This window comes from Flavobacterium frigidarium DSM 17623 (genome assembly GCF_000425505.1).
In the GTDB taxonomy this organism is placed as follows: domain Bacteria; phylum Bacteroidota; class Bacteroidia; order Flavobacteriales; family Flavobacteriaceae; genus Flavobacterium; species Flavobacterium frigidarium.
The window spans coordinates 21,628-40,919 of record NZ_AUDO01000020.1 but is presented as its reverse complement, the minus strand read 5'-3'; the positions used below and the strand labels follow the sequence as shown (position 1 = coordinate 40,919).

Genomic DNA, 19,292 nt, shown 5'->3' with positions numbered 1-19,292 from the left:
ATTCTACTTGCTAAATTTAAGGATATCTCACTTATATTCTCTAAAGAATAAGCCAAAATACTGTTAAGTAACGACAGATTGCCATTATTAAAAGTTGACAAGTAATTATTAATATTATAAAAACAATAAAAAAGGGAACTCAAATGAGCTCCCTTTTTTTTATGAATTAACGATAAGTAGACATTGTTTTAGTTCTGGTTTTTCTACAGTGAAGTCGAATAACCATTCTCTTAATTGTTCGATTTCATATGGCAATAGCGTTTTAATAGCCTTTTCTAATTCTTTGCAAAAAAGAATAGGATCAAAACTAACTCTTTCTAATATAGATTTCGTGTAATCAAACATTATTTTAGACATAATAAAAAAGAATTTTAGGTTATTTATTTGATTTTGTATGACGTAAAAATAGGCCATTTACAAAATGTATGGTACGAATTTAACGTTATTTTTTGATAAATATTACATTGTGATAAATTAAACCCTTAAAAGCTAAATAATTGTGAAGAATTCCTAAATTTTCTTTGTCGCTCTAAACATCTCTCTTTTTCCTGGAGGACCTGCTAATTTTTCGACTGTAAAGCCCACTTCTATCATGCTTCTTTTTACTACACCGCGTGCTGCATAAGTAACTAACACTCCATTATCCTTAAGAGCACTGTACATTTTTCTAAAAATTTCAGTACTCCATAAATCAGGTTGAACATGATAACCAAAAGCATCAAAATAAATTAAATCAAAGTAGTTTTCATCAACAATATCGTCAAAAAACTGCTTCCTTTTTGTTAAATCAAAATGACCATCAATAATACATTTTTCCTCCCAATTTGACTGATGCATTAAATTAAATATGGATTGTTGGCTAGTAACTCCTAACTCGGCTACGTAATTCATAGCCGCGAGTTCTTCATTCGACACAGGATACGCCTCTACTCCAACATAATCGATATTTTGCTTTAATTTGCTGGATTCTAGAAAAGTAATAAAGGCATTTAGTCCAGTTCCAAAACCAATTTCCATAATGGCGATATCTTTTCCTTCGAATAAAGAAAGACCGTTTTTTATAAAGACATGATTTGCTTCTTGAATTGCACCGTGTTTAGAATGGTATGATTCTTTCCATTCTGGTATGTGAATGGTCGTTGAACCATCTGATGTTTGTATAATTTCTCTTTTCAAAATAATAATTTAAAATATGCAAAACATGACATAATGATTACACGCCTTCAAAAATAAGTAAAAACAGCCACAGTTACTTTAAAATAATCCTGATAATATTGTATAATTAACATAAAACGTAGTAATTTATATTAGTTTATTATAATATGAACAAAACACAAATAAAGCCACTTTTTAATGTTGTTTTGGCAAGGATTTTACTGATTTTTACTTAATTTTGCATTTAGACAAAAGCAGTCTTTACGCGTTATAAACTGCAGTTACCTACTATAACTCAAACTACGAACTAAACAAATAAATATTATTATGAGTACCTCTCAAAATCAGCAAATCCAAATTACAAAAGCAGCGACTACTAAGATAAATGATGTAGATTTTGATAATTTAACTTTCGGTTCTGTGTTTACAGATCATTTATTCGAATGCGACTATATTAATGGAGAGTGGCAAACTCCGGTTATCAAGCCTTACGCACCGTTTTTATTAGATCCATCTGCTCGTGTTTTTCATTATGGTCAAGCTATTTTTGAAGGTATGAAAGCGTATAAGGACGATGCAAATGCGGTATGGTTGTTTAGACCTGACGAAAACTTCAAACGTTTCAATAATTCTGCTACTCGTATGGCGATGCCTTCAGTACCTGAAAATGTATTTATGAATGGTTTGAACGAGTTACTTAAATTAGAAGAAGCTTGGGTAAAAAAGGGGAACGGAAGTTCGTTATATATTAGACCTTTCATGATTGCCACAGGAACAGGTGTAATGGCAAACCCATCTGACAATTATAAATTCATGATTTTATTATCTCCTGCAAAAGCATATTATGCTGGAGAAGTAAAAGTGTTAATTGCTGAGCACTTCTCTAGAGCTGCAAATGGTGGAATTGGAGCAGCTAAAGCTGCGGGAAACTACGCTGCACAATTTTACCCTACAAATTTAGCTAACAAAGAAGGGTTTCAACAAGTGATCTGGACAGATGATACAACTCACACTAAGCTTGAAGAGGCAGGAACAATGAATGTTTTCTTTAGAATTAAAGACACTTTGTTTACAGCTCCTACAAGCGAAAGAATATTAGACGGAATCACTAGAAAAAGTTTGATTGAATTAGCTGCTAGCGAAGGAATCAACGTAGAAGTTAGACCAATATTAGTTGCTGAACTTGTTGCTGCTGCAAAAGAAGGAACATTAAAAGAGATTTTTGGTGCAGGAACAGCTGCAGTTATAAGTCCTATTTCAGGATTCTCATACCAGGACGTATATTATGAATTGCCTAAATCAGAGGATACCTATGCATCGCATTTAAAAGAAAAATTAACGAACATACAAAACAAACTTACCGAAGACACTTTTGGTTGGACTGTAAAAGTATAGTTAGATTATTTTATATTAAAAAGCGGGCTTCTACAAATGTACAAGTCCGCTTTTTTATTTTTAGTAAATTATTTAAGAATCTTTGAGAAATCGGGTTTAGAATAATTTGGTCCTTTTAAAACTTTTCCATCTTCTCTATAAATTGGTTCGCCATCTTCACCTAATTTACTCATGTTACTGCGTTGGATTTCGTCAAAGACTGCTTCAATTTTACCTTGCAATCCGTGCTCGATTATTGTACCACATAAAATATACATCATATCTCCAAGTGCATCGGCAATTTCTATTAAATCGTTATTTTTTACAGCTTCAAGATACTCCTCATTTTCCTCTTTCATTAATTCATAACGCAAGTTGGTTTTTGCTTCACTCAATTTTGCAGTGGGATTTTCGCTATAGCCCAACTTATATGCGGTATGAAATTCTTGAACAGCTTTGATTTGTTTCTGCATTGTTTTTATTTTAATAAATGGAACTGCAAATTAGCAACTATTGAGAAACAATTACTTAAATTTGCAAAAAATAATTACATTATGTTTAGTCAAGGACAAATAATTTTTGCAGCTTGTTTTTTTATTGCTTTTGTGATCGCAATTACAATAGCTTATAGAAAAGACATTAATATTCATAAATCTTTTTACAAAGGTAATTACAAAGTACTTCTAGCCTTTCTAGGGTTTATTGGTCTTTTATTTATCATCAAGATATTCTTTAAACGTTAGAATATCATATTACATCATAAAAAAAGTCCGCTTACAGCGGACTTTTTTACGTTCTATAATTTAACGATTTCTAGTTTTCTAATGGCAAAAAGCTAAAATCTTTAGAATAATTAAGCATTTGCTCTTCAAAAGATTTTGGTTGCTCTACCGATATCGCAATAATATTTCCTTTCGCATCCATTTTCGGAACCAATACTGGATTTACAAATCCGCTGTAGGGCGCTGCAGCAAACTGCTTGTTACGCTCTAATACCTCAGCATGTAATTTTTGATCTACTTTTACACCGTAATTTTCAACCAAAGCTTTTCCAGCCTCGTAATCTCCTTCAGATTTAATGCGTTGTACTTCACGCAATAATTCACCAAAGATGGCATGTAGTTTTTCGTAATCAGTAATGTTAAAATAGGTTTTTCCGTTGCGTGTTAATTTTTCGATAACGTTGTCGTTTTTACCTTTTTCGAAAGCCCAAGAACTAACCCATTGACGGTTTCTCATGTGCGCTTCTTCAATATTTGCACCTAGATCTAAGCGCACTAATTGTGTCATCAATCCATTACGAATGTAACTATCATAAGATTCCATTCCTGTTTTTTTCCAGTCATCAACTAATCCTAATTCTTGAATTTTTGGGTTATACAAATAGTACAAACCTACTAGATCAGCCCTTCCTTCTTCTAATGTGGATGCGTAGCTTTTTAAAGTTTCCTTAGGCGTACCCACTCCTTCATTAATTTGACCCGATGCGTGCCCTACTACTTCATGCAAAGCAGTGTGTAACTTATCCCCAATTTCAGCATACTTTTCAGCCAATGCGATTTCTTCAGGATCATTAGCAAATTCTTGCAACTTCCCTTTGCCACCAGCATTTGAATAGGCGTCTATAATATTTCCTAACGAAACTGACTTCGAACCATGTTCTGCACGTATCCAGTCAGCGTTTGGTAAATTCACACCAATTGGCGTACTAGGAGACGCATCTCCAGATTCCCCTGCTACGATAACCGTTTTATAAGAAACACCTACAACATTTTTCTTTTTATGTTCTGGCATTAAAGGAGAATTATCTTCAAACCATTGTGCGCTTTGAGAAACAACTTCCATTTTCTTAGACATGTCAAAATCTTTGATTTGAACCACACCTTCGTAAGAACCTCTATACCCTAATGGATCATTATAAACTTCGATAAAGCTGTTGATATAATCAATATTTCCTTCTGTAGCATCTAGCCAAGCGATGTTGTAGGCATCCCACGTACTCAAGTCACCTTTTTGATAATACTTAATAAGTAATCCTAAAGCATCTGCTTGCTTTTGATTTTCAGCAACTGATTTAGCTTTCTCTAACCAGTAAATAATTTTATCAATGGCAGCACCGTACATACCATTACTTTTCCATACTTTTTCTTCTAGTGTACCATTAGCATTACGAACTAATTTAGAATTCAAACCATATGAAAGTGGTTTTTTAGGATCTGTGTTTGTTTTATTAGCATAAAAATCTTCTGCTTCTTTAAGAGTAATTCCTTTGTCATAAAAGTTGATAGCAGACCCTGCTAACAATCCTTTTGACTCATCAAGATTTACCTTTTTATCATCTATGTCATTAAATAAAATGTCGACAACGTCAGCTTCTAATACTGTATTTGTCGCCTTCATCAAACCAGATAAGTAAGCAGGACTGAACTCAGGTTTGATTTTATCATTAGAGTAATGGTGGTGAATTCCGTTAGAAAACCATACTCTTTTTAGATAGATTTCAAAATTTGTCCAATCATTACTTTTTTTATCTCCTGTATAATTTTGGTAGATATTTTCAAGCGCTTTTCTAATTTTAAGGTTGTTGCGGTAGTTTTGATCCCACATAATGTCACGACCTGAAGTTCCTGCTTGTGTTAAATAGTAAACTAATTTTTGCTCCTTTAAACTTAGGTTTTCCCAACCTGGGATTTGGTAGCGCAAAACTTTAATATCTGCAAATTGCTCTACAACGTAATCAAAGGCTTTGGCGTCCTGCATTTTAGCGGTAGTTTCAGCGACAGGTTTTTGCGTATTACACGCTGCTACCAATCCAGCTGTTAATATAAACCCAGCTATTTTTTGTAATTTCATTTATATGGTATTTAAGATTCAATAAACTATTAATTACAAATATACGGTTTCTTTAAATAAACAATAAAATAGCGCCGTTTTTGAGTATCGCAATTATAGATTTCTAAATTTTAGAATGTTTTAGCCGATTCTTCTTTCGAAAAGAGGATTGGGTAAAATTTATTTATGATCGAATACCCATTCGAAAACAAACATTTGGACCAAATAATTATGATTTAATCGCCTGTTTATAATTTTTATAGTGGTTAGTATAGCATATTAATTAAATTTCTAACTTTACCGTTGAAAACAAATCCTTAATTATGAGAATTCTAAAATATATTTTTCTTCTTTTATTACTTAGTGTTGTAGCACTGTCTATTTTTATTGCCACTCAAAAAGGCGATTTTAAAGTTGAAAGAAGCAAAGTGATTAATTCTCCTAAAGAGGTAGTTTTCAACTATGTAAATGATTTGAAAAATTGGAGTGATTTTGGTTCATGGACATTATCTGATCCCGAAACTTCATATACTTATCCAGCAAATACCGTAGGAAGAGGTGGTTCATACTCATGGGAATCAAAAGATGGTGATGGAAAAATAGCTACATTATATGTAAAAGCTAATGACAGTATCGCTCAAAAAATGAATTTTAACGGATCAGATTCTAAAGTTGCATGGAAATTTAAAGATACTATTGGTGGTACAAAGGTGACTTGGAGCACAGAAGGTAAAATGAGCTTTACCATGAAAATTTATGCGGCGCTTAATGGTGGTGTAAATAGAGTGATAGGTAGTCTATATGAAAAAAGCTTGAGCAATTTAGACAAAGCTTTAGATTATGAGGTGAATACGTTTAAAGTAAAAGTTGATGGTGTGGTCCAAAAACCAATGATGTATTACTTGAGTCAAACATTTACATCTGAACTTAGTAAAATCAACAAGAATTTTAATATTGTTATCCCTAAGATAAAAACTTTTTGTGAGCAAAATGGCGTGAACACCGTGGGGAAACCATTTATTATTTATCATACGTATGATTTGCAAACACAGCTAGCAAAAATCTCCATTTGTATGCCTATCGACCATGAGATATTTTTAAGTGCGGGAAGTGATATTCTATCTTCTAAAATAGAAGCTTATGGAGCAGTCAAAGCGACCTTAACTGGAGATAATTCACATAATAAAAAAGCCTACGACCAAGCACTAGCACTGTTTACTAAAAGTAATTTTGTACATAACCCTACGATTTCACACATCGAAGTATATGCCAAAAATAAAAACGAAGTAAAAAATGCCTCTCAATGGGTTACAGAGGTTTATATCCCTATGCCAGCAGCTATTGTTCCAGCTACAGTTAAGTCAATTAATTCTCCAGCCGCTGGTGGATTATATCAGGAACCTGCAACAACTACAACAGCTCCTACCTCAGCAAATACAAATCAGGCAGTGGGTACTGCTACAAACCCAAATACCGTAACTCCTAAAAAGGTTGTTCCTAAAAAACCTAAAAAAGTTATTGATAAAGAAGTAGCTCCAGCGACGCCTAAAAAAGAAGTAGCTCCTAAAGCTGTAACTGAGGACGACGAATTTGAATTTTAATTTATCTCCTAATTAAACCTTTTCAATAAATTCTATTCTAATAATTATAAAAGACAAACTTGCAAGAGGAAGAAGAATTTATTAAGCAATTACTAGACAGCAAAACGCAAAACGTAGCGTTTCAAAAGCTGCTGTCTACCTATCAAAAGCCACTGTATAATCACATTCGTAACATTGTATTGAATCACGATGATACAGATGATGTCTTACAGAATACGTTTGTAAAAATCTTCCAGAATCTAAAGAATTTCAAAGGAGAGAGTAAACTTTTTTCGTGGATGTATCGTATTGCAGCTAACGAAGCAATTAGTTTTTTAAATCAAAAAGCTAAAAAAAGCGGCATTAGCTCACAAATTATACAAGACAAAGCACTTGATAACTTAAGAGCAGATGTTTACTTTGATGGAAACGAAATCCAACTCAAGTTGCAACAAGCTATTGCAACACTCCCAGAAAAACAGCAACTCGTTTTTAAAATGAAATATTTTGAAGAACTCAAGTATGAGGAAATATCTGAAATCTTAGGAACATCTGTTGGAGCTTTGAAAGCTTCTTACCATCATGCGGTAAAAAAAATAGAAAGCTTTTTAACAACAGATTAAACCTTTTATAGATTTTACAGTCAAACTAACGTTATGAAAGAATTTAAACTAGAAGACAATCCAAAAATCACAACCGGTTTTGTGACGCCAGATAACTATTTTGAAGATTTTTCTGCAAAATTCATGCAGAACTTACCTTTAAATGAAACTCCTGAGGTCAAAGTGATTCCGTTGTACAAAAAAAGTAGTACTATCATTAGTTTGATTGCTGCAGTGTTTGTGATCGCTTTAATGTTACCTATATTTAATCAAAGTCCTGCGATAACAACTTCTGCTGAGATTGATCAAGCATCTTTAGAAAATTACTTGAGTTATCAAACAAATGTGAGTCAGTACGACCTTATAAATTCACTGGAAACAGAAGATTTAGAAAATTTAAATGAAACCACTACAACTACCTTAGAACAAGAAACAATTGAAGATTTGCTTGTAGATAATGGTAATTTAGAACATTACATCATGGAATAAAAACCACTTAAAAAAGTGTTTTATATAGATAAATTAAAATATTGAGAAATGAGTTTAAAAAAAATAATACCACTAGTGTTACTTCTTACCTCTTTTAGCTTTTATGCTCAAAGTGGTAGTTCGAAAAGTAAAAAAGAACAAATACAGTCAATGAAAGTTGCTTTCATCACCACTGAACTTAATTTGAGCGCAAAAGAAGCACAGCGTTTCTGGCCTGTTTATAACAGTTTTGATGATAAACAATACGAAATCAGAAACGATAAAATGACGCTTTGCAAAGTACACCTTACTGATGCAGCAATGAGCAAATTATCTGACAAAGAAGCTGCTGCTTTATTAGATAAAATGGAAAACTCAGAGGAAGATTTGTATGCCTTGAGAACAAAATACAGCAAAGACTTAAGAGAAATACTAACTCCTACTAAAATCCTACTTCTAAGAAAAGCAGAAGATGATTTTAATCGAAAATTATTGCACCAATATCGCGATAGAGCAAAGAAAAAATAAAATAAACAAAAAACCCTAAAAGTGATTTTAGGGTTTTTTGTTGCTTCATTAGAGATAAGAAGTTGCTTTTATAGATTATTTCATTGCTTCAAGAGCGGCAATTAATATATCGATATCTTCTTTTGTGTTATAGTGACTAAGTGAAATCCGGATGCTAGGCTTAGATAAATCTTCTTCCGATAGCATTTCTGCTAATACATGAGAAGGCTTGATACTTCCACTTTGACAGGCACTACCTCTAGAGACAGCAATCCCTTTCATGTCTAAATGAAATAAAATCATTGAAGTTTTATCTTTTGAAAAAGGCAATAATACATTGACAATGTTGTAAAAACCGGCTTCCCCTCCATTAATTTTCGAGCCCACAAGTTTTTCGTTTAACTGAGCAATTAAATAGCTTTTTAATTCTTGAATATGATTGCGCTCCTGTTCTAAGTTTTCATAGGAAACAGTCAGTGCTTTTGCCATTCCCACAATTTGGTGCACAGCCTCAGTTCCTGCTCTCAATCCCTTTTCTTGTTCGCCTCCATGCAACATAGGTTGTAATCCAGAGTTCTTTTTTACATAAGCAAAACCAACACCCTTGGGTCCGTGGAATTTGTGCGCACTAGCTATGACAAAATCGACTGCTGTCTTTTGTAAATCCAAACGAGTCTTCCCCATAGATTGCACCGTATCAGAATGAAATAATACACTATGTTCTTTACATATTTGAACCACACGATCGAGGTCTAAAACAGTTCCCGTTTCGTTATTTACGTGCATTAAGCTCACTATAGACTTAATAGGATTAGCTAATTTCTCAACCAGATTAGTATAATCAACACTACCATTTTTTTTAACATTGACATAATCAATTTCGACCCCAAATTCCTTTTCCAATAACATAGCGCTGTGCAAAACGGCATGATGCTCTATCTTAGTAGTTATAATTCTTTTAACCCCTAAATCTTTCACAGCAGAGCGCAAAACCCAGTTGTCTGCTTCTGTACCACCAGAAGTAAATATAATCTCCTGAGCACTCACATTAAGCTCTTTTGCAATCGCTTTGCGAGAAAGTTCAAGCGCACTTTTGGCATTTCGACCAAAACCGTGCGTAGAAGATGGATTACCATAATCCTGAGCCATTACAGCGACCATTGTATCAATGACCTCTGGACGAATGGCAGTAGTTGACGCGTTATCTAAATATACTTTTTTCATTGCTGCAAAGTTATGAAATATCAATTATCTTATCTCGAATAACATTTGCCATTTTTTTAGCTATTTTTGTACCAAATATAAAATACAATGAAAAAAATACTCGGCTTAATGGTCTTCGTACTAGCACTAAATGGTTGTGATGATGGTGATTTAATACAAGAAGATATCGATTTTGAAAGCATTACAACAACTCAAAGTTGCTCTGATAATAATTTAATTTACAAATTAAAAGATCAAGAGGCTTTTATACTTGACATACCTTCTACCACTTTTACTGATGAAGATTCTGATGTGATTACTACTGAACTAAGTATAGATGGCAGTACCAATCGAGTGATCTATAGATTCTATAATGGAACCGTTGCAACAGATAACATTTGCGAAACGATTCCACCCATTTCTCCCAACGTAATTGACCAATGGACCGCTACAAGCGGAACCATCCAAATAGTTAAATCGGCTGCTAAAGCGGTTGATGAAACAACAAATAGCAGTAGAATTACCGCGTACAATCACGCAATTGTTCTTAAAAATGTTACTTTCTCTAAGAGCAAAGGAGGAACACAAGTATACGATACATTCACATTTGGTACGTATCAAACTACAGCGACAACACTTCCTTTCTTGTTTGACGAAACTAAGAATTTGAACCAATGTAATAGTTCAAATGACCTGTACAAATTCACTACTGCAGAGGCAATGATTTTTACAATTGACCCTACTTTATTAATAAATGAAGTGACTACAGCTGGCGCTCCTAGAACTGCTTTAATAGGAACAACTACAAACAAATTAACCTACCGATTGTTTGACGATTTACTTACAAGCGCCTACTTTTGTAACGCAACGACTCCTACAACTCCAACACTAAATCAAGAGTGGTTAGCTAACGCCGGAACGGCAGATGCAAGTGGAACAAAATTGACAGGAATAGTCGAAGTTACAACTACCACAAGCGGACCGAATACTTTCAAGCATACTATCGTTTTAAAGAAGGCCACATTGACTCGCGGAAACTATAATTTCTCATTAGGTGACAGCTATACCTATGGCGTGCTTTTCACGACAAACTAGAAAATAGACTCACATTTATAAATAAGAAATCCTCTTTTGTATTGCTACAAAAGAGGATTTTTTTTGGAGTAAAATAATGTTTACTTCGTACTTTGTTTTATAAAAACTTCGGTGGCACCTTGACCATATTTTTGATAATTGGCTTCTTTAAAATCAATATTATCATATCGACCTAACATGAAATCCAACTCTGCTTTTAGAATCCCTTCGCCAACTCCATGAATAAAAACGATCTTAGGGATACGGTTTTTTATAGCAAATTCAATATGTCTTTTTGCCGTATCAGACTGCAAAGTTAAGATATCATAGTTTGACATTCCGTTTTTGTTTTTAACCAATTTCTCAATATGTAAATCAAACTCTGGAACAATTCCTTCCCCACGATCTTTGCGTTCTTTAACAAAACTACGTGGTTTTGGGATTTCTTTTTCCTTTTTAATTTCATCTATATTAATCCTTCTAATAGAATCCATTAAATTACTGGTATTGTTTATTTTAAGCAATTCGTTGACTTTAAATGTCATCACAAAACCATCCTCTGTTTCGATGGTAACATCGCTACCATTTACTACTTGCACTACTCCATTGATGGCTTCATCAAGTACGGAAACACTATCTCCTTTATTCAACATCTTTATCTTCTTTTTCTTGATTTTTACTTGGTGTTTTTGCACTTAGTTGCATCATTCCTATCATGAAAACAACAATCGCAATTACGGTAATATACACATTTCCGGTGTTGCTTACTTGCTCATAAAAAGCAACTATGATTGCTGCAATCATCAACGGAATTATAAACTTTTTCATATCTTTAACTATCAGATCTCAAAAGTAACAAATTAATAATAGTTCCTTTTATTTCTGAATATCTTTGTCACATCCATTTCAAATTGAATTCGTTTTGCATTATGAACTTTGAACCCTACATGCTTCCTTGCCTTTTTAAAAAACTCACTGGATTTGATTGTTTGGGATGTGGTTTTCAACGTGCATTTTTTTTGCTTCTCAAGGGAAATATTTCAGGAGCATTCACAATGTTTCCACCAATTTTCACTAGTGTTTTATTTTTGATTTCGCTCACAATTGGAGTTTTTACTAAGTCAATTATTCCTCAAAAAGTGATTGTGTTTTTGGCTTTACTAAATGTAATTGTGATGCTCATCTCTTATTATTTCAAATAATTTCATCTTATTTATTTCCTACAAAAATAGCAACAAACCTAACAGCTATTTTCAATTATATTTTATCATTAAAATTTTACTTTTTCGAAAACAACAAACCAGAACGAACAAGTTCGTTTACTTAAAAAAAGAATTCTAATTTTCACTTAATTTCGCTTCCATAAATTTTCTTTTTATTCGAAACAATAAGACTTATTGATGGATAAAAGGTAGCACTTCAGCCCGTACCAAAATCATATTTTTCACCCTTTATTATTTCGAAAAAAACCGAAACTATTTTTCGAAATAAAAGTTGGTTTTAGTAAACATTCGTTAAAAAGTTCCCATCAAGCAAACAGCAACTAGAGATGAAGGCGCAAATCCAAAATAGTTCAATATCTTTGTCAGTATATCAATATTCAAAACAACTTGGCGTGATTATAAATCATCAGGTAGTCTTAGACGCGATTGCTTTTTGCGAAAGCGGAAACAAGACAAATTGAGGTGTTGATACAACTTTACTATTAACAATTCAAATTCATAATCGTGACTAAAGAGCTGATTATTCAAAATATTAGTGCTTTAAAAAAGCATGCAACAATTAACTACGGAATAAAAACAAAAACAGAAGCTTTTACAGAGCAACTTTTTTACACCTTGTTTGACAGTAACGCAGAGCTTGATGAAAGTATCGACGAGCTAGAAAGACGATTTAAAGAAATTTCGATTATTGCTTGTCAAAAGCCAAGAGGTATTTGCGATTCTATCTGGGACAACTTCCTAGAGAAACTTCCGGCTGTTTTACAAATGCTGAACGATGATGCACAGTACATTTTAGAAAATGACCCGGCATCTAACAGCATTGAAGAAGTATATCTCGCCTACCCTGGTTTTTATGCTATTGCTATTTACCGCTTGAGTCACGTACTTTACAATCTCGACCTTTTACTATTTTCTAGATTGATGAGTGAGTATGCACATCGCATTACGGGAACTGATATTCATGCAGGAGCCCAAATCGCTTCACCATTTTTTATTGATCACGCGACTGGGATTGTAATTGGGGAAACTGCCGTAATTGCAAAATTTGTAAAAATTTATCAAGGTGTTACTTTAGGAGCCCTTAGCGTAAGCAAGGATATGAAAAATGCCAAAAGACACCCCACGGTTGAAGAAGGCGTTTGCATCTATGCTAATGCTACAATCCTAGGAGGAACAACAACTATAGGTAAAAACAGTATTGTAGGTGGAAATGCGTGGGTAACCAAATCAATTCCTGCCTTGTCTGTAGTATTGAACACGACAACAACTGAAGTAAAAATTAAAGAGATACGATAATATGAAACCTCAAAACATACTTAACCTCATTGGGAACACACCGTTGGTGGAAAGCGCCAATTTGGTTGCCAATAAAAATGTCAAGCTATTATTAAAATTAGAAGGAAATAATCCTGGCGGAAGCGTAAAAGACAGAGCGGCATATAACATGATTGCTGCTGCACTTGAAAGAGGTGATATTAAAAAAGGTGATAAATTGATCGAAGCCACTAGTGGAAACACTGGAATCGCCCTTGCTATGATTGCACAATTAATGGGAATTGACATTGAACTAGTGCTTCCTGAAGATTCTACCAAGGAACGCACACAAACGATGCGAGCATACGGCGCTACAGTGATTTTAACGCCTGCTAAAGAAGGAATATTAGGTTCGCGTGATTATGCCGATAAAAAGGTTGCAGAAGGCGGATACATCATGTTAAATCAGTTTGCTAATGAAGATAATTGGAAAGCACATTATAAAACCACTGGTCCAGAAATTTGGAATGACACCGAGGGAACAGTAACACATTTTGTCGCAGCAATGGGAACAACCGGGACCATTATGGGAACCTCAACTTATTTAAAAGAGCAAAACAGCAACATCCAAATTGTGGGTGCGCAACCTAGCGACGGCTCACAAATTCCAGGAATTAGAAAATGGCCTCAGGAATATCTCCCAAAGATTTTTGATGCTTCAAAAGTAGATACCACTATCGAAGTGACCGAAGACGAAGCACGAGCAATGACTAAAAGACTGGCCCTAGAAGAAGGTGTATTTGCAGGAATGAGCAGTGGAGGATCTGTTGCCGCGGCTGTTAAAATTGCCGAAACACTAGAATCAGGAGTGATTGTTGCCATTATTTGCGACCGTGGAGACCGTTATTTATCATCTGACTTATTTGACTAAATTGTATAGCCATGAACCAAATTGTAAGAACCACTCCAGACAACATTGATTTTAAAAGATTAATAGAACTACTTGATATTGACATTCAAGAACGAGATGGCGACGAACACGTTTTTTTTGCTCAATTCAACAAAACAGACAGTATTAAAAATGCTGTTGTTGTTTACGTAGACGAAGTTGCTGTAGGATGTGGTGCTTTTAAACTTTATAAAGATGAAATTGCAGAGATAAAAAGGATGTATGTCGATCCACAAATGCGCGGAAAAGGTATCGCTTCAAAAATTTTAATCGAATTAGAAAATTGGGCTCGCGAAGAAGGTTATACAAGTGCTATTCTTGAAACCGGTCACAAATTTCCCGAAGCTGTTGCATTATACCAGAAAAACGGATTTGTAATAACCGAAAATTACGGACAATATATTGGCGTTGCCGATAGTATTTGTTTTCGAAAAGACTTGTAAAAAATAAGGCGTTACTAGATTTTAGTAACGCCTTTCTTTTTTGATCGAATGAACAATTTATTGTAAAGTTGCCGTCGATGATATTTTTGTATTTAGCAATTTTGAAATCGGGCAATTAGTTTCTGCTTTTGTAACTAGTTCCTGAAAGTCAGCATCGCTAATTCCTTTTACCTTTGCTTGTACTGTTAAATGCGAGCTCACAATGCTTCCGTCCTGAAAGTCGATATCGCATTTTGTTTCTATATTATCTATTTCGTGTCCGGCCTCAGTAATGTAAGCGCTCAATTGCATGGTAAAACAGCCTGAGTGTGCTGCTGCAATCAATTCTTCAGGGTTTGTTCCCACTCCTTCTTCGAAACGAGCCCCAAAAGAATATTGTGCGTTATTTAATGTTGTACTTTGTGTTGATATTTTTCCGGCGCCCTCTTTTAGAGAACCTTCCCAAACTGCGGTTGCATTTCTTTTCATAATTTAGTCGTTTTTTAATTTACTCAAATTTAAGATTTTAAAATCTAGATAGTGAAGATACCTCTTTATTTAACTTAAATTTAAAACGAGATACGCATCCCTAAACAAGCAGTATTCAATATTTTAAAGTGACCGACTTATAATTTATATCGAAAGCGCTATGTTTGCTTAGCATTGTATATTTTACAATAGATAAAAAGAATGACAAATGAAAATAGCTAAAATATTTTTAGGGACATTATTAGTACTTGCAGGAATGGGACAAAAAGGACACGCACAAGATTGGGCAAACTTGAATAAATACAAAAGCGAGAACGAACAACTTTTGCAAAAGGAGCTTACTACCAAGTCGGTTGTTTTCATGGGGATTCTATCACCGAGTTTTGGTCAAGAGAATCTCCAGAATATTTTCAGGAGCGGCAATACATCAACCGAGGCATCAGCGGGCAAACGACTTCGCAAATGCTATTGCGATTTAGATCAGATGTGATTGCGCTCAAACCAGCAGTTGTTGTAATTCTAGCGGGTATCAACGACATTGCCGAAAATACAGGCCCCATAGCACTCCCAATGGTTGCAGGAAACATTGCTTCGATGATAGATCTGGCTAAAGCCCATAATATTAAGGTGATTTTATGTTCGATTTTACCAGCAGCTTCATTTAATTGGAATAAAAAAATCGAACCAGCCATGAAAGTAATGGCGTTAAATGATCTCTTAATGAATTACGCTGATGCGAATGCAATTCCTTATGTAGACTATTTTTCTGCATTGGTGGATGATAATAATGGATTGCCTTTGCAATATGCCGAAGATGGCGTTCATCCCAATCGTGCAGGATATAAAATCATGGAACCAATAGTACAACGTGCAATCAACCTTGCTTTTATACTAAAATAAAAAGAGCCCAATCGACTGTGATTGGGCTCCTCTTTAACTACTATATTCTAAAATGCTTATTTTACTACTGTAAAAATGATTTTAGAATCATCAAATACTCTTTGTGTTTGCTTCTTGAAATCCGTTTCCTTAGCGTAAAAAATATTATCTACAAAAGTTTGCGGATTCAAATCAATAAAAGGAAACCAAGTACTTTGAATTTGCACTTGAATTTTATGTCCTTTCTTGAATGTATGCATCACATCTTGTAACTTCACATTTACTACTGTTTTCTGATTAGCTACAAACGGTTCTGGAGTGATAAAACTATTTCTAAAACGACCGCGCATTACTTCACTGCGTACCATCATGTGATAGTTACTCATTTTTAAATAAGGAGCCACCTCATCAGTTTCAGGTTCGTCAGCTGGAAACACATCAATTACTTTAACAATCCAGTCAGAATCTGTTCCTGAAGTCGACACTTGTAATTGTGCTAAAATATCTCCAGCCAGCGTCATGTCGTCTGTTAGCACGGGTGTTTCATAAACTACTACATCTGGACGTCTTGCAGCAAAACGTTGGTCATCTGTCATATATTTACGTGGGGTAATTCCTTTTTGGTTGATATCTTCTGTAAACGGAACCGGTTTTTTGGGATCACTAACAAATTCGATAAAAGCATCGCTTGTACCAGTTTGTGCTGTTAATTTGTTTTCGTTTAAAAACATCGTTTCTTTAGAGGCATTTTTTGGTGGCCAAACGTCGTATGTTTTCCAGTCTTTTGCTCCAGTATCAAATACGTAAGCCTCTGGTAATTTATTCTGCCCTTTTCCATTGTCTTTCAAGAAATGACGGAAAAAGTTAGCTTCAATATTTTTTTGGTAAAAGCTAGAAATGCTGTCTCCAAATTTGATGTTCCCAATTGTAGCCGTTGCTGTATTCCTAGCCCAGTCACCATGACTCCAAGGCCCCATTACAATGGTATTGTAATTTTTACTGCTTTTCTCGATCGCCTGATATGTGTTTAAAGGTCCGTATAAATCCTCAGCATCAAACCAACCTCCTACTATCATCACTGCAGGTTTGATATCTTTTAAGTGTTGTAATATTCCACGTTTTTGCCAAAAATCATCGTAGCTAGAATGGTCTTTTAATTGTTGCCAAAATTCATTGTCTTTACCGTAATATTTATCTAAATTAGACAGTGGTCCTGCGTCTAAGAAAAATTGGTAATCGTCTTTAGTGCCTACATCTGGTAATTTGTACCATGATTTAGTAGTAGGCTCTGCTTTTTGAATTCCGAATAAAGGTGTTGCTTTCCAGTAACTCAATAAATAGGCCCCATTATGATGAAAATCATCAAAAAAGAAATCACTTATGCACGCTTGAGGCGAAACTGCTTTCAAAGCCGGGTGATTGCTTAACAATGAATAGGTAGAATAAAATCCCGGATACGAAATTCCCCATACTCCCACATTTCCGTTATTGTTATCGACGTTTTTTACTAACCAATCAATGGTGTCATAAGTATCTGAAGCTTCATCAACTTGAGATTTCCCTTTTTTATTAGGTATATAAGCGCGCATATTGTCATACAAGCCGTCGCTCATCCAGCGTCCGCGTACGTCTTGGTAAACCACAATGTACCCCTCTTTCATCATGGTTTCACTAGGTCCAATGCTTTTTTTGAATTCATTCTCACCATAGGGAGCGCAGCTGTAAGGCGTGCGTTGCATAATGATAGGGTATTTCTTTGAAGTATCTTTAGGACTATAGATTGCCGTGAATAAGGTATTTCCATCGCGCATTTTAATGCTGACTTCTTTTTTAGTATAGTGCTCCCCTACCGTATTAGGTGTAGTGTCCTGAGCAAAAACTGTAGCTGTAATTGCGAAAAACGCAATAAATAATAGTTTTTTCATGTAAATATTGGCTAATAATAGAAGCGTAAAGATATTTAGAATAATGCGATATTAAAGCATGTCCAAAACGTTTTTTAAAATATCATTAAAAGTGGGTATTGTAGGAATAATTAATTAGTTGTCAATTTGTGGCTGAGGACAATGGAATAACAAAGTTTCAAAATTACTTTAAGAGCAGAAAGTTGTTTCTTTCATAAAAAGTATAATTCCATTTACTAAATAATTAATAAAAAACCTATAGTAACATGGCAAATCTAAAAGACATACTAGTATTAACAACTTCCAATACACAAGGTCTAACTATCGTAAAACATTTAAAACCCGTTTCAGCACATCTTGTGGCAGGAACAAATATATTTAGTGACTTTTTAGGTGGATTAACTGATGTTTTTGGTGGTCGATCAAATTCCTATCAAAAACAATTATCATCACTATATGATGAAGCAATCGAGCTAATAAAATTTAATACGTATGAGATTGGTGGTAATTGCATTATTGGCTTAAGCATTGATATGGATGAGATTTCTGGTAAAGGAAAATCTATGTTTATGTTAACTGCTATTGGAACAGCAGTCATCATTCAAGACGAGGATAAAAAGTTGGAAAATTCTAAAGCGAATGAAAAACTTGAGAATGTAGGAGTTGAAAGGATTAATAATTTGAGAATTAAATTATTAATAATTGATCAGGCAAAAAACAACTCACTTGTCCTTGATGACAAGACTTGGAATTATATTAAATTAAATCAAGTAGAAGAAGTATTTCCATATATTATAGACGCAAATTCTTCTCTCATAAAAAATTATGATACGGCGATGGATGGCTATAAATCATTTAGCGAAAATTTCATAAGTTACTTGAACGCTTTAAGTGAGAACAAACAAATAGAATTGCTATATACTGCTATTGAAAATGAATCAGATCAAAAAGTCACAGAATATCTAGTTAAAGTAGTACAGGAATTGAATCTTTTTAATTTCGAAAGAACTTTAACTCTATTAAATAATACAGCATTAGAAAAAAAGAAAATTGGTTTAAAAATAGCCACTTTCGACAAGTCTTTTTATAATAAAACAGATATTGAAAATCTATATCTTATAAAAGAATTCATCAGCAATAATTTTAAACAGAGAGGTCAAATCACGAGTAAAAAGCAATTATTATCATCCAAAGAAAAGGAGGTTTGGAATTGTGAATGTGGTAATAATTCCGTGGAGATTGGAAAATACTGTGGAGTATGTTTTAACGATATAGTTGGCTTTAAAAAAGGTGAAGTTAGAGCAATTGATGTAGAGGACTTATTAGATCAAAAAATCACATTGATTAATAATTTTTTACGATAAATTTAACTCTATT

General features: G+C 34.1%; 22 protein-coding genes. 13 read left to right on the top strand and 9 right to left on the bottom strand.

Translation table 11 applies throughout. The features are described 5' to 3' along the window. Positions 1-159: 159 nt before the first annotated feature. Together H603_RS0111580 and mnmD are read right to left on the bottom strand one after the other, a co-directional pair. Positions 160-357 carry a hypothetical protein gene (locus tag H603_RS0111580; RefSeq protein WP_026708761.1) on the bottom strand — a complete coding sequence of 66 codons (198 nt, stop codon included), beginning with the start codon at positions 355-357 and terminating at the stop codon, positions 160-162. A gap of 153 nt (positions 358-510) precedes the next feature. Next, positions 511-1,176, bottom strand: a complete 666-nt coding sequence (gene mnmD / locus H603_RS0111575) for a tRNA (5-methylaminomethyl-2-thiouridine)(34)-methyltransferase MnmD (RefSeq protein ID WP_026708760.1) — start codon at positions 1,174-1,176, stop codon at positions 511-513. A gap of 306 nt (positions 1,177-1,482) precedes the next feature. On the opposite strand from mnmD, the gene H603_RS0111570 reads away from it, so the two are divergent. Further along, positions 1,483-2,550 (top strand): branched-chain amino acid aminotransferase, encoded by a 1,068-nt coding sequence (locus tag H603_RS0111570; protein ID WP_026708759.1) that lies wholly within the window; start codon positions 1,483-1,485, stop codon positions 2,548-2,550. A 68-nt stretch (positions 2,551-2,618) separates the two neighbouring features. Here the strand turns inward: H603_RS0111570 and H603_RS0111565 are convergent, their stop codons facing one another. Together H603_RS0111565 and H603_RS0111555 are read right to left on the bottom strand one after the other, a co-directional pair. Next, complete coding sequence (locus tag H603_RS0111565; protein ID WP_026708758.1) at positions 2,619-3,002, bottom strand: pyrophosphohydrolase domain-containing protein; 384 nt, start codon at positions 3,000-3,002, stop codon at positions 2,619-2,621. Positions 3,003-3,342: 340 nt separating this feature from the next. After that, complete coding sequence (locus tag H603_RS0111555) at positions 3,343-5,382, bottom strand: dipeptidyl-peptidase 3 family protein (protein ID WP_026708756.1); 2,040 nt, start codon at positions 5,380-5,382, stop codon at positions 3,343-3,345. 302 nt (positions 5,383-5,684) lie between these two features. On the opposite strand from H603_RS0111555, the gene H603_RS0111550 reads away from it, so the two are divergent. Genes H603_RS0111550 through H603_RS0111535 form a run of 4 tightly spaced genes read left to right on the top strand, consistent with a single transcriptional unit; the run spans position 5,685 to position 8,539 of the window. Continuing rightward, positions 5,685-6,962 carry an SRPBCC family protein gene (locus tag H603_RS0111550; RefSeq protein ID WP_026708755.1) on the top strand — a complete coding sequence of 426 codons (1,278 nt, stop codon included), beginning with the start codon at positions 5,685-5,687 and terminating at the stop codon, positions 6,960-6,962. Between the two features lie 59 nt (positions 6,963-7,021). Next, the gene (locus H603_RS0111545) at positions 7,022-7,564 is read left to right on the top strand and encodes an RNA polymerase sigma factor (RefSeq protein WP_026708754.1); all 543 of its coding nucleotides are present in this window, start codon (positions 7,022-7,024) and stop codon (positions 7,562-7,564) included. Between the two features lie 33 nt (positions 7,565-7,597). Beyond that, entirely contained in the window at positions 7,598-8,032 is a 435-nt protein-coding gene (locus H603_RS0111540) for a hypothetical protein (protein WP_026708753.1), read from the top strand. 48 nt (positions 8,033-8,080) lie between these two features. Continuing rightward, positions 8,081-8,539, top strand: coding sequence for a hypothetical protein (locus H603_RS0111535; RefSeq protein ID WP_026708752.1), 459 nt, complete (start codon positions 8,081-8,083; stop codon positions 8,537-8,539). A gap of 75 nt (positions 8,540-8,614) precedes the next feature. On the opposite strand, the gene H603_RS0111530 is transcribed toward H603_RS0111535, so the two are convergent. Then, on the bottom strand, positions 8,615-9,742 hold the full coding sequence (locus H603_RS0111530; protein WP_026708751.1) for a cysteine desulfurase family protein: 1,128 nt from the start codon (positions 9,740-9,742) through the stop codon (positions 8,615-8,617). An 87-nt stretch (positions 9,743-9,829) separates the two neighbouring features. On the opposite strand from H603_RS0111530, the gene H603_RS0111525 reads away from it, so the two are divergent. Beyond that, entirely contained in the window at positions 9,830-10,816 is a 987-nt protein-coding gene (locus H603_RS0111525; RefSeq protein ID WP_026708750.1) for a hypothetical protein, read from the top strand. A gap of 80 nt (positions 10,817-10,896) precedes the next feature. On the opposite strand, the gene H603_RS0111520 is transcribed toward H603_RS0111525, so the two are convergent. Together H603_RS0111520 and H603_RS0111515 are read right to left on the bottom strand one after the other, a co-directional pair. After that, positions 10,897-11,448, bottom strand: a complete 552-nt coding sequence (locus H603_RS0111520; protein WP_026708749.1) for a Smr/MutS family protein — start codon at positions 11,446-11,448, stop codon at positions 10,897-10,899. Continuing rightward, on the bottom strand, positions 11,438-11,623 hold the full coding sequence (locus H603_RS0111515; RefSeq protein ID WP_026708748.1) for a hypothetical protein: 186 nt from the start codon (positions 11,621-11,623) through the stop codon (positions 11,438-11,440). The genes H603_RS0111520 and H603_RS0111515 overlap by 11 nt, the downstream gene beginning before the upstream one ends. A 101-nt stretch (positions 11,624-11,724) precedes the next feature. On the opposite strand from H603_RS0111515, the gene H603_RS0111510 reads away from it, so the two are divergent. From H603_RS0111510 to H603_RS0111495, 4 genes are all read left to right on the top strand, one after another. Next, positions 11,725-11,997, top strand: coding sequence for a DUF2752 domain-containing protein (locus H603_RS0111510; RefSeq protein ID WP_026708747.1), 273 nt, complete (start codon positions 11,725-11,727; stop codon positions 11,995-11,997). Between the two features lie 525 nt (positions 11,998-12,522). Continuing rightward, positions 12,523-13,314, top strand: a complete 792-nt coding sequence (epsC, locus tag H603_RS0111505; protein ID WP_026708746.1) for a serine O-acetyltransferase EpsC — start codon at positions 12,523-12,525, stop codon at positions 13,312-13,314. Between the two features lies 1 nt (position 13,315). Continuing rightward, positions 13,316-14,203: a cysteine synthase CysM gene (gene cysM / locus H603_RS0111500; protein WP_026708745.1), complete on the top strand. Its 888-nt coding sequence runs from the start codon at positions 13,316-13,318 to the stop codon at positions 14,201-14,203. 11 nt (positions 14,204-14,214) lie between these two features. After that, positions 14,215-14,664 carry a GNAT family N-acetyltransferase gene (locus tag H603_RS0111495; RefSeq protein WP_026708744.1) on the top strand — a complete coding sequence of 150 codons (450 nt, stop codon included), beginning with the start codon at positions 14,215-14,217 and terminating at the stop codon, positions 14,662-14,664. Between the two features lie 57 nt (positions 14,665-14,721). On the opposite strand, the gene H603_RS0111490 is transcribed toward H603_RS0111495, so the two are convergent. Continuing rightward, positions 14,722-15,132 (bottom strand): OsmC family protein, encoded by a 411-nt coding sequence (locus tag H603_RS0111490; RefSeq protein ID WP_026708743.1) that lies wholly within the window; start codon positions 15,130-15,132, stop codon positions 14,722-14,724. 208 nt (positions 15,133-15,340) lie between these two features. Between H603_RS0111490 and H603_RS17765 the strand changes: the two genes are divergently transcribed. Together H603_RS17765 and H603_RS16750 are read left to right on the top strand one after the other, a co-directional pair. Next, positions 15,341-15,622 (top strand): hypothetical protein, encoded by a 282-nt coding sequence (locus H603_RS17765; protein ID WP_316930279.1) that lies wholly within the window; start codon positions 15,341-15,343, stop codon positions 15,620-15,622. Continuing rightward, positions 15,505-16,032: a GDSL-type esterase/lipase family protein gene (locus tag H603_RS16750; RefSeq protein ID WP_316930280.1), complete on the top strand. Its 528-nt coding sequence runs from the start codon at positions 15,505-15,507 to the stop codon at positions 16,030-16,032. Before H603_RS17765 ends, H603_RS16750 begins: the two co-directional genes overlap by 118 nt. Before the next feature lie 56 nt (positions 16,033-16,088). Here H603_RS16750 and H603_RS0111480 read toward each other — a convergent pair whose 3' ends face one another. Next, entirely contained in the window at positions 16,089-17,936 is a 1,848-nt protein-coding gene (locus H603_RS0111480; protein WP_026708742.1) for a CocE/NonD family hydrolase, read from the bottom strand. Positions 17,937-18,181: 245 nt separating this feature from the next. On the opposite strand from H603_RS0111480, the gene H603_RS17140 reads away from it, so the two are divergent. Beyond that, positions 18,182-19,279 (top strand): YbjQ family protein, encoded by a 1,098-nt coding sequence (locus H603_RS17140; RefSeq protein ID WP_051219287.1) that lies wholly within the window; start codon positions 18,182-18,184, stop codon positions 19,277-19,279. The last annotated feature ends 13 nt before the right edge of the window (positions 19,280-19,292 follow it).